The 15,606-nt window shown below is 66.2% G+C and carries 14 protein-coding genes; 10 read left to right on the plus strand and 4 right to left on the minus strand.

The features are described from left to right. The first annotated feature begins 23 nt into the window (after positions 1–23). The 10 genes from dnaJ to ACE3P6_RS10140 all read left to right on the plus strand — a co-directional run bounded on the left by dnaJ (position 24) and on the right by ACE3P6_RS10140 (position 10,221). Entirely contained in the window at positions 24–1,175 is a 1,152-nt protein-coding gene (dnaJ, locus tag ACE3P6_RS10095; protein ID WP_374394444.1) for a molecular chaperone DnaJ, read from the plus strand. Between the two features lie 132 nt (positions 1,176–1,307). Then, the gene (gene radC / locus ACE3P6_RS10100; RefSeq protein WP_374394446.1) at positions 1,308–2,072 is read left to right on the plus strand and encodes a DNA repair protein RadC; all 765 of its coding nucleotides are present in this window, start codon (positions 1,308–1,310) and stop codon (positions 2,070–2,072) included. Between the two features lie 27 nt (positions 2,073–2,099). Then, a complete protein-coding gene (locus tag ACE3P6_RS10105) occupies positions 2,100–2,783 on the plus strand; it encodes an HAD family hydrolase (protein ID WP_374394447.1) in 684 nt (227 codons plus the stop codon). After that, the gene (locus ACE3P6_RS10110; protein ID WP_374394449.1) at positions 2,780–3,727 is read left to right on the plus strand and encodes a sugar-binding transcriptional regulator; all 948 of its coding nucleotides are present in this window, start codon (positions 2,780–2,782) and stop codon (positions 3,725–3,727) included. Before ACE3P6_RS10105 ends, ACE3P6_RS10110 begins: the two co-directional genes overlap by 4 nt. A 105-nt stretch (positions 3,728–3,832) precedes the next feature. Beyond that, positions 3,833–5,143, plus strand: coding sequence for a sugar ABC transporter substrate-binding protein (locus ACE3P6_RS10115; RefSeq protein ID WP_374370661.1), 1,311 nt, complete (start codon positions 3,833–3,835; stop codon positions 5,141–5,143). A 178-nt stretch (positions 5,144–5,321) separates the two neighbouring features. Beyond that, positions 5,322–6,194 carry a carbohydrate ABC transporter permease gene (locus ACE3P6_RS10120; protein ID WP_374370658.1) on the plus strand — a complete coding sequence of 291 codons (873 nt, stop codon included), beginning with the start codon at positions 5,322–5,324 and terminating at the stop codon, positions 6,192–6,194. A gap of 9 nt (positions 6,195–6,203) precedes the next feature. Next, positions 6,204–7,034, plus strand: coding sequence for a carbohydrate ABC transporter permease (locus ACE3P6_RS10125; protein ID WP_374370655.1), 831 nt, complete (start codon positions 6,204–6,206; stop codon positions 7,032–7,034). 7 nt (positions 7,035–7,041) lie between these two features. Continuing rightward, positions 7,042–8,031, plus strand: coding sequence for an ABC transporter ATP-binding protein (locus tag ACE3P6_RS10130; RefSeq protein ID WP_374394452.1), 990 nt, complete (start codon positions 7,042–7,044; stop codon positions 8,029–8,031). Further along, positions 8,028–8,795 (plus strand): L-iditol 2-dehydrogenase, encoded by a 768-nt coding sequence (locus ACE3P6_RS10135; RefSeq protein ID WP_374394454.1) that lies wholly within the window; start codon positions 8,028–8,030, stop codon positions 8,793–8,795. Before ACE3P6_RS10130 ends, ACE3P6_RS10135 begins: the two co-directional genes overlap by 4 nt. 1 nt (position 8,796) lies before the next feature. Then, a complete protein-coding gene (locus tag ACE3P6_RS10140; protein WP_374394456.1) occupies positions 8,797–10,221 on the plus strand; it encodes a mannitol dehydrogenase family protein in 1,425 nt (474 codons plus the stop codon). On the opposite strand, the gene ACE3P6_RS10145 is transcribed toward ACE3P6_RS10140, so the two are convergent. The 4 genes from ACE3P6_RS10145 to secA all read right to left on the minus strand — a co-directional run bounded on the left by ACE3P6_RS10145 (position 10,218) and on the right by secA (position 15,570). After that, a complete protein-coding gene (locus ACE3P6_RS10145) occupies positions 10,218–11,744 on the minus strand; it encodes an OmpA family protein (RefSeq protein WP_374394457.1) in 1,527 nt (508 codons plus the stop codon). The genes ACE3P6_RS10140 and ACE3P6_RS10145 overlap by 4 nt on opposite strands. A gap of 17 nt (positions 11,745–11,761) precedes the next feature. Next, positions 11,762–12,187 carry a hypothetical protein gene (locus ACE3P6_RS10150; RefSeq protein WP_374394460.1) on the minus strand — a complete coding sequence of 142 codons (426 nt, stop codon included), beginning with the start codon at positions 12,185–12,187 and terminating at the stop codon, positions 11,762–11,764. Further along, positions 12,162–12,674 (minus strand): hypothetical protein, encoded by a 513-nt coding sequence (locus ACE3P6_RS10155; protein ID WP_374394463.1) that lies wholly within the window; start codon positions 12,672–12,674, stop codon positions 12,162–12,164. The genes ACE3P6_RS10150 and ACE3P6_RS10155 overlap by 26 nt, the downstream gene beginning before the upstream one ends. Before the next feature lie 160 nt (positions 12,675–12,834). Continuing rightward, complete coding sequence (gene secA, locus ACE3P6_RS10160; protein ID WP_374394465.1) at positions 12,835–15,570, minus strand: preprotein translocase subunit SecA; 2,736 nt, start codon at positions 15,568–15,570, stop codon at positions 12,835–12,837. Positions 15,571–15,606 lie beyond the last annotated feature (36 nt).

Raw genomic sequence — 15,606 nt, forward strand, 5'->3', positions numbered from 1 at the left:
CGGTTCCACATGGGGGTTTTGCCGTGGCAAAGCGCGACTATTACGAGGTTCTGGGGGCGAAGAAGGGCGCTTCGGCGGATGAGCTGAAGAAGGCCTATCGGGCGAAGGCGAAAGAGCTGCACCCCGACCGCAACTCCGACAACCCGCAGGCCGAGGCCCAGTTCAAGGAAGTGAACGAGGCCTATGAGGTCCTGAAGGACGACCAGAAGAAGGCGGCCTATGACCGCTTCGGCCATGCGGCCTTCGAGGGCGGCATGGGCGGCGGCCCGCGTCCGGGCGGCTATGGCCAGCAGGGCGATTTCGCGTCTGCGTTCTCGGACGTGTTCGAGGACCTGTTCGGCGATTTCATGGGCCGGGGTGGCGGGGGCGGCGGAGGCCGGTCACGCGCCCAGCGCGGCTCGGACCTGCGCTACAACATGCGGGTCTCGCTGGAAGAGGCCTATACCGGCAGCCAGAAGTCGATCACCGTGCCCACCTCGGTCACCTGCGACATCTGTCACGGGTCGGGGGCGGAAGGCGGGGCGGAGCCCGTCACCTGCCCGACCTGCAACGGCATGGGCAAGGTCCGGGCGCAGCAGGGTTTCTTCACCATCGAACGGACCTGCCACCAGTGCAACGGCATGGGCCAGATCATCAAGAATCCCTGCCGGACCTGCGGTGGCCAGGGCCGGGTGCAGAAGGATAAGCAGCTGTCGGTCAACATCCCGCTGGGGGTGGAGACGGGCACGCGGATCCGGCTGGCCGGCGAGGGCGAGGCCGGTCTGCGCGGCGGGCCGAATGGCGATCTCTACATCTTCATCGAGGTGAAGGAGCACGCGCTCTTCCAGCGCGACGGGGTGCATCTCTTCTGCCGGGTGCCGGTCTCGATGCCCACCGCCGCGATGGGCGGCGAGATCGAGGTACCGACGATCGACGGCGGCAAGGCGCGGGTCAAGGTGCCTGCGGGTGCGCAGTCGGGCAAGCAGATGCGCCTTCGGTCCAAGGGGATGCCGGCGCTGCGGTCGTCGAACACCGGGGACATGGTGATCGAACTGGCGGTGGAAACCCCGGTGAACCTGACCTCGCGGCAAAGGGAGCTGCTGCGCGAGTTCGAGAAGCTGAGCGAGGAGAACAACCCGGAAGGGTCGTCGTTCTTTTCCAAGGTGAAAAGCTTCTGGGAGGGGATGAAGGGATAACCCTCCGGTGTCATCCCCGCGAAAGCGGGGACCCAGCGTCTCATGGATCCCCGCCTGCGCGGGGATGACAGGTGGCTTGGTGTTCCGCGCCGCTTAACCTTTTCTCAACCATGACACGGCAATCTTCGTGTCATGGCCCAGTCCTTCAACGAACCCTTCCTTCCCCTCGTCGCCCCCTCGGGCGATGAGGATGAGGCGCAGCCGTCCGTGATCACCGGGCGGCTGCCCTCCTATATCGCCGACCACCGCCAGCGCCTGCGCGACCGCTTCACGCAGGGCGGCGGCGCGGCGCTCCCGGATTACGAACTTCTGGAACTGGTCCTCTTCCGTGCCATCCCCCGGCAGGACGTGAAGCCCTTGGCCCGGCTGCTGCTGGACACGTTCGGCGATTTCAACCGGGTCGTCACTGCCTCTCCCGCCCGGCTGCAGATGATCAAGGGCGCAGGCCCCGCCGTGGTGCTGGAGCTGAAACTGGTGGAAGCCGCCGCGCAACGGATGATGCGGGCGCGGGTGATGCAGAAGCCGGTGTTGTCCTCGTGGGACGCGCTTCTGGACCATTGCCACACCACGATGGCGCATCGCGAGACCGAGCAGTTCCGCGTTTTGTTCCTCGATCGCAAGAACGTGCTGATCGCGGATGAGGAACAGGCCCGGGGCACGGTCGACCATGTCCCCGTCTACCCGCGCGAGATCGTGAAGCGGGCGCTGGAGCTGAACGCCTCGGCGCTGATCCTTGTCCACAACCACCCTTCGGGCGACCCCACGCCCTCGGACGCGGATATTTCGATGACCCATCAGGTCAAGGATGCCTGCGAGGCGCTGGGGCTCAAGCTGCATGACCACCTGATCATCGGCAAGTCGCGCGAGTTGAGCTTTCGCTCACAGGGCTACCTTTAGCCCGGCCCTTGCGCTAGGCATGGGCGCATGAGCGAGTTCGACCTTGTCATCTTCGACTGCGACGGCGTGCTGATCGACAGCGAGATCATCAGCGCCCGGATGCTGGTCACCGAGCTTGCGCGCCTTGGGCTGGCCATCGACCTCACCTATGTCGAGCGCAACTTCCTGGGCCGCAGCTATCCCGTGGTGATGGAGGTGATCCGGCGGGAATTCGGCCTCGACCTGCCGCCGGATTTCGAGCAGCGCTACCGCGAGAACCTGCTGGCCGTGTTCCAGACCGAGCTGAGGATCGTGCCGCATGTGCATGGGGTGATCGCGGCGATGGGCGTGCCGTTCTGCGTCGCCACCTCCTCCTCCCCCCGCCGGGCGGAAATGTCGCTGGGACTGGTCGGCCTCGCGCCACTGATTGGCGACCGGGTGTTCACCTCGACGATGGTGGCACGGGGCAAGCCCGCGCCGGACCTGTTCCTGTTCGCCGCCGCGCAGATGGGGGCCGATCCGGCCCGGACGCTGGTGATCGAGGACAGCCTGACCGGCATTCGCGCAGGGCTGGCGGCGGGCATGACGGTCTGGCGCTTTGTCGGTGGCAGCCATCTGGGGCCGGAAACGCCAGAGGAACCCGAGGACGCCCGCCCGCACCGCAGGCTTGTCAGCTTCGGCGATTTTTTCCAGATTGCCCCCGGTCTGAAATCCGCGCGGCAACCGGCATGAGCAACGAACCCACCCTTCAGGACGAGGCGGCCCGCGCGGGCTGGCTTTACTATGTCGCGGGCATGACGCAGGACCAGATCGCGTCGGAGCTGGGGGTCAGCCGCCAGCGGGCGCAGCGGCTGGTCAGCCGGGCGATGGCGGAGGGACTGATCCATGTCCGGCTCAACCACCGGATCGGTGCCTGCCTGGACCTGGAGGCAAGCCTGCGCGACCGATTCGGGCTGGACCGCGTGCGGGTGGCGCCGGGCCTTGGCGCGGGGGCCGACCCGGTGCGTGCGATCGCCCCGGCGGCGGCGGCCGAGCTGGAACGCTTCCTGCGGATGCCGGAGCCGCTGGTCGTGGCGCTGGGAACCGGCCGGGCGCTGCGGGGCATGGTGGATGCGATGGTCGAGATCGACGCGCCGCAGCACCGCCTCGTCAGCCTGATCGGTAACATCGCCCCGGACGGCTCGGCCAGCTTCTTCGACGTGGTGATGCGGATCGCCGACAAGGTGCGCGCGCCGCATTACCCGATGCCCGTCCCGGTGATCAGCCCGACGCCGGAAGAGAATGCCGCCTTCCATGCGCTTGCCCCGGTGCAGAAGGTGGTGGCGCTGGCCGAGGCGGCGGATGTGGTTTTCGTCGGCGTCGGCCAGATGTCGCTGGATGCGCCGCTGCTGGCCGATGGCTTCGTCACGCGAGAGGAGCTGGACGAGATGCAGGCCGCCGGGGCTTCGGGCGAAGTGGCGGGCTGGGTTTTCGACTCGGAGGGGCGTTACCTGGACCTTGGCACCAACCGCAGGACCGGCGGGGTGCGGGTTGCACCGGCGCTGTCGCGGCCCTCGATCGGGATTGCTGCGGGTGCATCCAAGGTTCCCGCCATCTACGGCGCGATGAAATCCCGGATCATCAACGGCTTGGTGACAGACGAGCCTACCGCACAGGCCCTTCTGGCCCGCGCCTGAACCATGCAGTTGCGGCGGAAGAGGGGGCTTGACGACTCTGGTCAATGTGTGAGCATTTACCCATCAGGCGATGATTTGCTCATACGCTGATCCAGGGAGGATTACATGACCAAGACGCTTCGCGCCCTGATGGGTGCAACGGCTTTGATCACGCTTTCGGGTGTGGCAATGGCCGAAACGACCATTACTGTCGCGACCGTGAACAATGGCGACATGGTCCGCATGCAGGGCCTGATGGACGACTTCAACGCCAAGCACCCCGACATCAAGGTGGAATGGGTGACGCTGGAAGAGAACGTCCTGCGCCAGAACGTGACGACCGACATCGCCACCGGCGGCGGCCAGTACGACGTGATCACCATCGGCACCTACGAAGTCCCGATCTGGGGCAAGCAGGGCTGGCTGGAAAGCCTGGACGACCTTCCCGCCGAATATGACGTGAACGACCTGCTCCCGCCGATCCGCGGCGGCCTGACTGTCGATGGCAAGCTGATGGCCTCGCCCTTCTACGGCGAAAGCTCGATGGTGATGTACCGCAAGGACCTGATGGAAGCCGCCGGGCTGACCATGCCCGACGCGCCGACCTGGGCCGACATCGAGAAGGCCGCGGCCGCGATGACCGACAAGTCCAAGGAACAGTACGGCATCTGCCTGCGCGGCAAGGCCGGCTGGGGCGAGAACATGGCCTTCCTCACCGCCATGTCCAACAGCTATGGCGCGCGCTGGTTCGACGAGAACTGGAAGCCGCAGTTCGACCAGCCGGAGTGGAAGGCGACGCTGGACAGCTACCTGCACCTGATGACCGAATACGGGCCTCCCGGCGCGTCGAACAACGGGTTCAACGAAAACCTGACGCTGTTCCAGCAGGGCCATTGCGGCATGTGGATCGACGCCACGGTTGCGGCGTCCTTCGTGACCGGCAAGGATTCGACCGTCGCCGACAAGGTGGGCTTCGCCCTTGCCCCCGACAACGGACTTGGCAAGCGCGGCAACTGGCTCTGGGCGTGGTCGCTGGCGATCCCGTCGTCGTCGGATGCCAAGGATGCCGCCAAGGTCTTCATCGACTGGGCGACCAACAAGGACTACCTGGCGCTCGTCGCGTCGAAGGAAGGCTGGGCCAACGTTCCTCCGGGCACACGCACCTCGCTCTATTCGAACGAGGAATACGCCAAGGTGCCCTTCGCCAAGATGACGATCGACAGCATCAACTCGGCTGACCCGAATGCCCCGACCGTGAAGCCGGTGCCTTACGTCGGCGTCCAGTTCGTCGCCATCCCGGAGTTCCAGGGCCTTGGCACGACGGTCGGCGAGATCTTCTCTGCCGCGCTGGCCGGCCAGAAGACCGCGGACGAGGCGCTGGCCGAAGCGCAGACCGCCGTGACCGACGAGATGACGGCTGCGGGCTACATCAAGTAGCAAAGACCCCGGGGGGACCCTCCCGAGACCCCCGGGGATCACCCGGCTTGCAGCGCCATCGGCCTGCAAGCCGACCCTTCCAAAGCCGAAAACCCCTCTTCTTGCTTGCGTGGTGCCTTTGGGCCCGCCCCATTGCGCCATCGGTCGCTGACCCCCGGACCCATCGGAGACCTGCCCCATGTCCACGCAATCCAGCCGCTTTGCCGCCCGCCTGATGGTCGCGCCCTCGGTCGCGCTTCTGTTGATCTGGATGATCGTGCCGCTGGCGATGACGCTGTACTATTCCTTCCGGCTCTATCGCCTGCTCTCGCCCGACCGGACCGGCTGGGTCGGGTTCACCAACTATACCTGGTTCGTGAAATCGCCCGATTTCTGGCTGGCCATGTTCAACACGCTGGCGCTGGTTGGTGGCGTGCTGGTCATCACCGTCGTGCTGGGAATGCTGATCGCGCTGCTGATCGACCAGCCGGTGAAGGGACAGGGCGTGCTGCGCATCCTGGTGATCGCGCCCTTCTTCGTGATGCCCCCCGTTGCCGCCTCGATCTGGGAAAACCTCTTCATGCATCCCCAGAACGGCCTTTTCGCCGCCGTCGCCCGGGGTTTCGGGGCCGAGCCGATCCTGTTCCTGGAGAACTACCCGATGCTGTCGGTGATCGGCATCGTCAGCTGGGAATGGCTGCCCTTCGCGACGCTGATCCTGCTGACCGCGCTGCAATCGCTGTCGTCCGAGCAGCTTGAGGCCGCCGAGATGGACGGCGCGTCCGCGCTTTCCCGCTTCCGCTACATCATCCTGCCGCATGCCACCCGGGCGATCACCGTGGTCATCCTGATCCAAACGATCTTCCTTCTGGGCATCTTCGGCGAAATCTTCACCACCACGCAAGGCGGCCCCGGATCGGCCAGCACCACCCTGCCCTACATGATCTTCAAGCAGGCCATCGCCGCCAAGGACATCGGCCGCGCCGCCGCCGGGGGGATCATCGCGGTGATCCTGGCCAACATCGTCGCCTATTTCCTGATGCGCAGCATCGGCAAGCATCTCGACGCGTAAGGAGACATCATGGCCCGCGCTGTCACCCCCCGCCGCAAGCTGATCACCACCATCGCCGCCTGGGCGGTCGCGCTGATCATCTTCTTCCCCGTCCTCTGGATGATCCTCACCAGCTTCAAGACCGAAGCCTCTGCCGTCGCCAACCCGCCGGAGCTTTTCTCGGCCGACTGGACGCTGGAGAACTATGCCGAGGTCTGGGCCCGGTCGGACTATCCCCGGTTCTTCTGGAACTCGGTCGTGATCTCGGTCGGGTCCACGCTGCTGGGCCTCCTGGTCGCGGTGCCTTCGGCCTGGGCGATGGCCTTCGTGCCGGGCAAGAAGACCAAGGACCTCTTGATGTGGATGCTGTCGACCAAGATGATGCCCGCGGTTGCGGTCATGATCCCGCTGTACCTTCTGTTCCAGCGGCTTGGGCTGATCGACACCAAGACCGGTCTCGTCTTCGCGCTGATGCTGATGAACCTGCCGATCATCATCTGGATGCTCTACACCTACTTCAAGGAAATCCCCGGCGAGATCCTTGAGGCGTCCCGCATGGACGGCGCGAGCCTCTGGGGCGAGATCGTGCATGTGCTGACGCCGATGGCGCTGCCCGGCATCGCCTCGACCATGCTTCTGAACATCATCCTCGCCTGGAACGAGGCGTTCTGGACCATCGTCCTGACCACCACCAAGGCGGCGCCCCTGTCGGCCTTCATCGCCAGCTTCTCGGCGCCGCAGGGCCTGTTTTACGCGAAACTCTCGGCGGCATCGGCGATGGCCATCATGCCGATCCTTATCCTTGGCTGGTTCAGCCAGAAGCAACTCGTGCGCGGCCTGACCTTCGGCGCGGTGAAGTGAGGAAATCATGGGCAAGATCGAACTGACCAAGGTCCGCAAGAGCTTCGGCGACGTGCATGTCATCCCGGGGATCGACCTGCAGATCAACGACGGCGAATTCGTCGTCTTCGTCGGCCCCTCGGGCTGCGGCAAGTCCACCCTGCTGCGGCTGATCGCCGGGCTGGAGGATACCTCGTCCGGCACGATCGAGATCGACGGCAAGGATGCGACGAACCTGCCGCCCGCCAAGCGGGGACTGGCGATGGTGTTCCAGAGCTATGCGCTGTATCCGCACATGACGGTGCGCAAGAACATCGCCTTCCCGCTGAAGATGGCGGGGATGGACCAGGCGGAGCAGGACAAGCGGGTGGAACGCGCCGCCAAGGTGCTGAACCTGGCGAACTACCTCGACCGCCGCCCCGGCCAGCTTTCGGGCGGGCAGCGCCAGCGGGTCGCCATCGGGCGGGCCATCGTGCGCGAACCGGCGGCTTTCCTGTTCGACGAGCCCTTGTCGAACCTCGACGCCGCGCTGCGGGTGGGGATGCGGCAGGAAATCAGCGAACTGCACCAGTCGCTGAAGACCACGATGATCTATGTGACACACGATCAGGTGGAAGCCATGACGATGGCCGACAAGATCGTCGTGCTGAACGCGGGCAACATCGAGCAGGTCGGCGCGCCGCTGGAACTCTACAACAACCCCCGCAATCTGTTCGTCGCGGGGTTCATCGGCTCGCCGCGGATGAACTTCATCGAGGGGGCGGAGGCCGCCAAGCACAACGCCCACACTATCGGCGTCCGCCCCGAGCATATCACCGTGGGTCAAGGCCCGTGGGAGGGCGTGGTGGGCCTGTCGGAACACCTCGGCTCCGACAGCTTCCTGAAGGTCGCAGTCGATGGCATCGGCACCCTGACCGTCCGCGCGCCGGGCGAGATCCATGCCCATCACGGCGACCGCATCAAGCTGGCCCCCGGCGGCAAGATCCACCGCTTCGACGCGAACGGGCTGGCGCTATGAGACTGACCGGCAAGACCGCCCTGATCACCGGCGCGGCGCGCGGCATCGGCCTGGCCTTTGCCCGCGCCTATCTGGCCGAAGGGGCAGAGGTGGCGATTGCCGACATCAACCTGGCAGCGGCTGAGAAGGCGGCAAAGGCGTTGGGTCCCAAGGCCCATGCCATCGCGCTGGACGTGACCCGGCAGGAAAGCATCGACGCAGGCTTCGCCGAAGCCGTGGCGAAGATGGGCAAGCTGGACATCCTGATCAACAACGCGGCGCTGTTCAGCGCTGCGCCCATCGCCGGGATCACGCGCGCCGACTATGACAAGCTGTTCGCCGTCAACGTCGCGGGGACGCTTTTCTGCCTTCAGGCGGCGGCGAAACACATGATCCCGCGTGGCGAGGGGACGATCATCAACATGGCCTCGCAGGCGGGGCGGCGGGGCGAAGGCCTTGTCGCGGTCTACTGCGCGACGAAGGCGGCGGTGATCAGCCTGACGCAATCGGCGGGGCTGGGCCTCATCCAGCACGGGATCAACGTGAACGCCATCGCGCCCGGCGTGGTGGATGGCGAGCATTGGGACGGGGTCGATGCCTTCTTCGCCAAATACGAAGGCAAGCCTTTGGGGCAGAAGAAGAAAGAAGTCGGCGCGGCCGTGCCCTTCGGGCGCATGGGCACCGCCGAGGACCTGACAGGCATGGCGATTTTCCTTGCCACGCCGGAAGCGAAATACATCGTCGCCCAGTGCTTCGGCGTGGACGGCGGCAACTGGATGGCCTGACATGCAAGCGCAACTCCCCGCCTATGACCGCAGCAAGCTGACCCCCGGCATCGTCCATATCGGGCTGGGGAATTTCCACCGCGCGCATATGGCCGTCTACCTGGACGACCTCTTCGCCATGGGGCAAAGCCACGACTGGGCGATCCTCGGCGCCGGGGTGCGCGAGGGCGACGCCAGGATGCGCGACGCATTGAAGGGGCAGGACTGCCTGTCCACGGTGATCGAGCTGGACCCCAAGGGCAAATCCGCCCGCCGGATCGGCAGCATGATCGACTTCCTGCCGGTGGAGCCTGACAACGCCGCCCTGATCGCGGCAATGGCCCGTCCCGAAATCCGCATCGTCAGCCTGACCGTGACCGAGGGCGGCTATTTCATCAACCCGGCGACCGGGCAGTTCGACCCGGCGCACCCGGAAATCATGGCCGACGCCGCCTACCCGCACCGCACCGCCTTCGGCGCGATCATCGCCGCCTTGAAGGCGCGGCGCGCGGCGGGGGTTCCGCCCTTCACGGTGATGTCCTGCGACAACCTGCCCGGCAACGGCCATGTCACGCAGAATGCGGTGATCGGCCTCGCCCGGCTGTCCGATCCGGCGCTGGCCGACTGGATCGCCGCGAACGTCGCCTTCCCGAACGGCATGGTCGACCGCATCACCCCCGCCACCGGCCCGCGCGAGCGTGAGATGGCGGCAAGCTTCGGCCTGGGCGACGATCCGGTGCCAGTGACCTGCGAGCCCTTCCGGCAATGGGTGCTGGAGGACAACTTCCCCCAGGGCCGCCCGGCCTTCGAGAGGGTGGGGGTCACGCTGACGCCCCACGTCCACAATTTCGAGATGATGAAGATCCGCATCCTGAACGGCGGCCACGCGACCATCGCCTATCCCGGCGGGCTGATGGACATCGAGTATGTCCACGAGGCGATGGCCAACCCGCTGATCAAGGGGCTCCTCGACAAGGTCGAGATGGACGAGATCGTCCCCTACATCCCCCCGGTCCCCGACACCAACCTCGGCGACTACTACCGCCTGATCGTCGAGCGTTTCTCGAACCCCGAGGTCGCCGATACCGAACGCCGCCTCTGCCTTGACGGCTCAAACCGGCAGCCGAAGTTCATCGTCCCCTCGATCCGCGACGCGCTGGCCGCGGGCGGGTCGGTCGAGGGGCTGGCGCTGGTTTCCGCGATGTGGTGCCGCTACTGCTACGGCGAGACCGACAGCGGCACCCCGATCCCGCCGAACGACCCCGACTGGGATGCGCTGGTCGCGCGGTCGAAGGCGGCGAAGTCTCGCCCGGCGGCCTGGCTGGAGATGGTGGCGGTCTATGGCGACCTTGGGCAGGATGCCCGCTTCGCCGGGGCTTTCGCGCGGCATCTGAACCGGCTCTGGGCCGTGGGCACCAGGCAGGTCCTGACCGAATACCTGGCCTAGGGCGCAGGCGCCAGCACCGGCGGGGTGCCAGTGGGGGAGAAGTCCGGCACCACCCACAGCTCCACCCGGCGGTTCAGCTGGCGACCGATGGCGGTTTCGTCACAGGCCATCGGCAGCGCCTCGCCGAAGCCCTCGACCACCGGCATCTGCGCGGGTGACAGGTCGGGCGCCACCGCCGCCAGCTCCTGCGCCACCTTCGCCGCCCGGTCCACCGACAGCGCCAGGTTCGCCTCGGCGGCGCCCGATCCATCGGAGAACCCCGCCAGCACCAGCTTCTGGTCGCGGAACTGCCCCGCCGCAATCAGTTGCGCAAGGTCCGCCAGATTGTCCTGCGACTGCGCATCCAGCGTGGACGAGCCGTCCTCGAAGCGGAAGGTCAGGCTGATCCGGTCCGCCCCGTCCATGATCCCCGCCAGCCGCTTCAGGTCGTCCAGCGTCACATCCTCGCCCGCACCCTGGATCGCGTTGATCAGCCGCAAGCCATCGGCCGTCATCGGCTGGCGGCTGACCGAACGGTCGACGAACCCCGCCGCCGCCACGGCCGCCTGCGCCGCCGGTGTGCGCAGGAAATCCAGGAACTCACGCGTCAGCAAGGGCAAGCGGCGCTTGGCGGCCAGAAGCATCACCGGCAGCGCCAGGGGATAGTCCTCGGCCTTGATCGCCAGCGCCGTCGGCAAGAGCGGGAAGCCGCAACTGTCGGTCAGGGGCATCCTTCGCGCCGGGGCAATCGCCGACCGGCCCGAGATCGCGATGGCCCAGGGGTCCTTCGCCACCGCCTGCGCCAGGGACGCGAGGTCGGGGTGCAGCTCCACTGCCCCCTCCTTCGCGCCAAGCCGGTCGGCCAGCGCCTGCTGGATGTCCGTGTCCCCGGCCAGCGCATGCAGCACCACCGGCATGTCCGGTCCGCCGATTTCAGACCAGTTCGTGACCTTGCCCGCCAGAACCGAAGCCAGCTCGACGGTGGAAATCTCGGGCGTCGGGTTGTCGGGTGCGACGATCGCCACCAGCGCATCCATCGCGACGGCATGGCTGCTGAACCCCGCCTCGGCCCGGTAGGCCAGCTTCAGGTCCGCCGCCCCGGCTTCAAGCGCGGCGGTCGCCTGATCGGGCGGAAGGGCAGCGAAGGAAATCTCCGCCAGGTCCTTGCGGCTTTCGGGGTCGAGGATGCGCGCGGCATAGTCCCCGCTCTCGGCCGCCTCGTAGACCAGCCCGCGTTCGCTTGCGAAGGCCTGGAACAGGACCGGCAACAGCGCCGCCGCATCGGGCGAACCGACGACGCGCATCACCGCCTTGGGCGCGGTCAGCTCCGGGCAGGCGGGGCCTTCGCAGATCACCCCCTGACCGTCCACCGTCAGTAGCCCGTAAGAAGTTGAAATCCGGTAGAATTCCCCGTCATAACCCTGAAGCGTGCCATTGAGGACAATGCCCCCTTCACGCGCGACGAGCGTCACGTCCTGGGCAGCGGCAGACCCCCAAATGCACAGGGCAGCGCCAAGCGCCGCCAGTCCTGCCTTCACACCCATACCCTGCCAATCCGCACCTACTTCGGGGCGGCGAGTTTCGGGGCAGGCGCAAGATTCTTCAACACCAGAATATCGCCGGCGGTGCCGCATAGCGGAACCCTGATCGCCTGGTCGGCAGTGGTGGCGATGCCGCGGGAAGAGTAGACCGTGTCCACCCGCAGAGTCCGCCCGCATGAGGCGGGTGTGATCCTGAGTTCTCCGGTGATGTCGGCATCGCCCAATGTCTGGCTGCGAACGGAATAGACCCGCGCCAGGACAGGAGACTGCACTGCGGTGGAGCCCAGCGCGATCACCCCCTGGTCACCATCGGAAGCCGAGGTGCCGCTGCCGACCAGAACCTTCGTGCCATCGGTGACGCGCAGGTCCAGATCGGCAGGAAGTTCCCAGACGATGGCAAAGCGCGAATAGGCGCTGACATCAGGGACCGCGATCTTGCCCAGCACCAGACGGGAATCCTGCAGATAGACCGGCGACCAGCGCATCGGCGCGCAGGGCAGGCAGGGTCACGGTCGCGAAGCCGTCGGCTTGGGTCCGCGCCGAAAAGGCCAGACCGGCGTGCCGCACGATGAACCGTTCGCCCCGGTTGCAGGGCGCTGCAAGGGACAGGCGGATCATCGCGCCGGGTTGGGTGGAAAGCTGAAGCTCGGGGCGACAACGGTCACCGCCTGCGGGCGGAGTCGTGGCCGCCACCGGGGTGATGCCGGTCAGATCGCCGACCCGCTTTTCCACCGGGCTGCTGAGCGAGGCGGATTGCGGCACCGCCGACTCGGTCGAGGGATCGGGCGAAGCGTCGGAGGTCGCAAGCCGGGCAGCGGAGACCAGAACCGACTGTTCGACGGCAGGCGCCTTCAGCCGCTCAGCCGTATGGGCCGCTGCTGCCGCAACGGCCACTGCTGCGGTGATCCGCAGAACCTTTTTGCCCAAAAGCATGGCAGCGCCCCGGCACGAGAATCGTACTCAGGTCGGGGTAGACCCCAATACTGGCGGAGAAATGGCATTATTGGGGAAGGTCGCGCCGCAACCCCCCGATTGACGCCAAGGCAAGAACAAAGCACCCCGGCCACATCCGGCCGGGGTCAGCAGCTCTGCCTCAGGCGAGGCGCCCGTGGCAATGCTTGAACTTCTCGCCCGAGCCGCAGGGGCAGGCGTCATTGCGGCCGGGGTTGCCCCAGGTCGTCGGGTCGGTTTCGTCGAACCCGGCCAGGCGGGTTGCGGCGGCGGCGGCAGGCGCGGCGACCAGGACGGCCGGACCGGCGGCAGCCTCGACCGCTTTGGCCTGCTCGGCTGCGGCGGCCTGCTGGGCGGCCAGCATCTGCCGCATCATGGCGTCCTGTTCCTCTTGCGACACCGGACGGATGCGCGACAACTGTTGCGTGGTCTGCTCGCGCAGCGAGTTCAGCAGCCCCTCGAACAGCTGGAAGGCTTCGGTCTTGTATTCGTTCAGCGGGTCGCGCTGCGCATAGCCGCGGAAGTTCACCACCGAGCGCAGGTGTTCCAGCCGAAGCAGGTGTTCGCGCCACTTGCTGTCGATGGCTTGCAGCAGGACCTGCTTCTCGATGGTCTGCATCGTGGTTTCGCCGAAGGCCGTGGTCTTCTCGGCCATCATCTTGTCCGAAGCTTCGATGATGCGCTGCATGATGTCGTTCTGGTCGACGCCTTCCTCGGCGGCCCAGGCGGCAATCGGCAGGTCGATGTTCAGCATGTCGCGGCAGCCGGTGACCAGTCCATCGACGTCCCAGCTGTCGGAATAGGATTTGGGCGGCATGGTCAGGTCGACGAGATCTTCGACAACCTGATGCCGCATGTCGGCAGCAACGTCGGCGACGTGGTCGGCCTGCAGGATTTCAAGGCGCTGGCTGAAGATCGCCTTGCGCTGGTCGTTCATCACGTCGTCGAATTTCAGAAGCTGCTTGCGGATGTCGAAGTTGCGCCCCTCGACCTTGGCCTGCGCTTTCTCCAGGCTCTTGTTGACCCAGGGGTGAACGATGGATTCGCCTTCCTGCATCCCGAGCGTGGACAGGATCTTGTCCAGCCGTTCCGACCCGAAGATGCGCATCAGGTCGTCTTCCAGCGACAGGAAGAAGGCCGAACGGCCCGGGTCGCCCTGACGGCCCGAGCGACCGCGCAGCTGGTTGTCGATCCGGCGGCTTTCGTGGCGTTCGGTGCCCAGCACGAACAGGCCCCCGGCCTGCTTGACGGCCTCTTCCTCGCCCGTATGCGCGGCCTCGATCCGGGCGCGGATGGCGACGTGGTCGCCCTCGGGGTCGGCGGCGATGGCCTCCATGATCTTGAACTCGACGTTGCCGCCCAGCTTGATGTCGGTCCCCCGCCCCGCCATGTTCGTCGCGATGGTGACAGAGCCCAGCTTGCCCGCGTCGGCAACGATCTTGGCTTCCATCTCGTGCTGGCGCGCGTTCAGCACCGAATGCGGGATGCCGTCCTTCTTCAACAGGTCCGACAGCTGCTCCGACTTCTCGATCGAGGTGGTGCCGACCAGGATCGGCTGCCCCTTCTCGTGCGCTTCCTTGATCGCCTTCAGGATGCCGTCGTATTTCTCGCGGGCAGAGCGGAACACCTGGTCATGCTCGTCCAGGCGGGCGACATGACGGTTGGTCGGCACCTCGACCACACCCAGACCGTAGATCTCGCGGAATTCCTCGGCCTCGGTCGCCGCCGTGCCGGTCATGCCGCCCAGCTTGTCATAAAGCCGGAAGTAGTTCTGGAAGGTGACGCTGGCATAGGTCACGTTCTCGGGGTTGATCTTCACCCCCTCCTTGGCCTCGATCGCCTGGTGCAGACCGTCCGAGAGCCGCCGCCCCTTCATCATCCGCCCGGTGAATTCGTCGATCAGCATCACCTCGTCGTCGCGGACGATGTATTGCTGGTCCTTGAAGAACAGCTTGTGCGCCCGCAGCGCCTGGTTGACATGGTGGACGATGGTGGTGCTTTCCGCCGCATACAGGTTCTGCCCCTCCGGCAGGATCCCCGCCTGGTGCAGCAGCGCCTCGATGGCATCGTTGCCCTCTTCCGTCAGCGTCACGCCGCGGGTCTTTTCGTCGACCGCATAATGCTCGGGCGTCAGCTGCGGGATCACCGCATCCACCGCCGTGTACAGCGGGCTGCGGTCCTGGCTTGGGCCCGAGATGATCAAGGGCGTCCGCGCCTCGTCGATCAGGATACTGTCCACCTCGTCGACGATGGCATAGTTGTGCCCGCGCTGCGCCATGTCCTCCAAGGAGCCCTTCATGTTGTCGCGCAGGTAGTCGAAGCCCAGCTCGTTGTTGGTGGCATAGGTGATGTCGGCGCGGTAGGCCGCCATCTTCTCGGCGTCGGGCTGGTGCGAATAGACCACCCCCGTCGTCATCCCCAGCTGGGCATAGACCTTGCCCATCCATTCCGAGTCGCGCCTGGCCAGGTAGTCGTTCACCGTGACGACATGCACCCCCTTGCCGGTCAGCGCATTCAGGTAGGCCGCGAAAGCGGCGACCAGCGTCTTGCCCTCGCCCGTCTTCATCTCGGAGATGTTGCCCTGGTGCAGGAACATCGCGCCCTTCAGCTGCACGTCGAAGGCCCGCAGCCCCAGCGCCCGGCGCGCGCCCTCGCGGCAGTTGGCGAAGGCTTCCGGCAGGATGCTGTCCAGATCTTCCCCGCCCTCCTGCACCCGCTTCTGGAACTCGCGCGTCTTGGCGATGATCCCTTCGTCGGTCAGCGCCTGGTATTCCGGCTCCAGCGCATTGATCTGCGCCACGACCGGACGGACGGACTTTACCTTGCGGTCGTTCGGGGTCCCGAACACCTTGCGCGCAAGCGATCCAAATCCCAGCATGTTCTCTCCGTCCAGCGGCTTCTGACAGCATCGTGT

Source organism: Tabrizicola sp. (assembly GCF_041911175.1).
In the GTDB taxonomy this organism is placed as follows: domain Bacteria; phylum Pseudomonadota; class Alphaproteobacteria; order Rhodobacterales; family Rhodobacteraceae; genus Tabrizicola.

Coding starts and splice junctions, on each gene's coding strand:
- radC (WP_374394446.1), top strand. CDS start 1,308: ATGGCCCAGTCCTTCAACGAACCCTTCCTTCCCCTCGTCGCCCCCTCG.
- ACE3P6_RS10105 (WP_374394447.1), top strand. CDS start 2,100: ATGAGCGAGTTCGACCTTGTCATCTTCGACTGCGACGGCGTGCTGATC.
- ACE3P6_RS10110 (WP_374394449.1), top strand. CDS start 2,780: ATGAGCAACGAACCCACCCTTCAGGACGAGGCGGCCCGCGCGGGCTGG.
- ACE3P6_RS10115 (WP_374370661.1), top strand. CDS start 3,833: ATGACCAAGACGCTTCGCGCCCTGATGGGTGCAACGGCTTTGATCACG.
- ACE3P6_RS10120 (WP_374370658.1), top strand. CDS start 5,322: ATGTCCACGCAATCCAGCCGCTTTGCCGCCCGCCTGATGGTCGCGCCC.
- ACE3P6_RS10125 (WP_374370655.1), top strand. CDS start 6,204: ATGGCCCGCGCTGTCACCCCCCGCCGCAAGCTGATCACCACCATCGCC.
- ACE3P6_RS10130 (WP_374394452.1), top strand. CDS start 7,042: ATGGGCAAGATCGAACTGACCAAGGTCCGCAAGAGCTTCGGCGACGTG.
- ACE3P6_RS10135 (WP_374394454.1), top strand. CDS start 8,028: ATGAGACTGACCGGCAAGACCGCCCTGATCACCGGCGCGGCGCGCGGC.
- ACE3P6_RS10140 (WP_374394456.1), top strand. CDS start 8,797: ATGCAAGCGCAACTCCCCGCCTATGACCGCAGCAAGCTGACCCCCGGC.
- ACE3P6_RS10145 (WP_374394457.1), bottom strand. CDS start 11,744: ATGGGTGTGAAGGCAGGACTGGCGGCGCTTGGCGCTGCCCTGTGCATT.
- ACE3P6_RS10155 (WP_374394463.1), bottom strand. CDS start 12,674: ATGCTTTTGGGCAAAAAGGTTCTGCGGATCACCGCAGCAGTGGCCGTT.
- secA (WP_374394465.1), bottom strand. CDS start 15,570: ATGCTGGGATTTGGATCGCTTGCGCGCAAGGTGTTCGGGACCCCGAAC.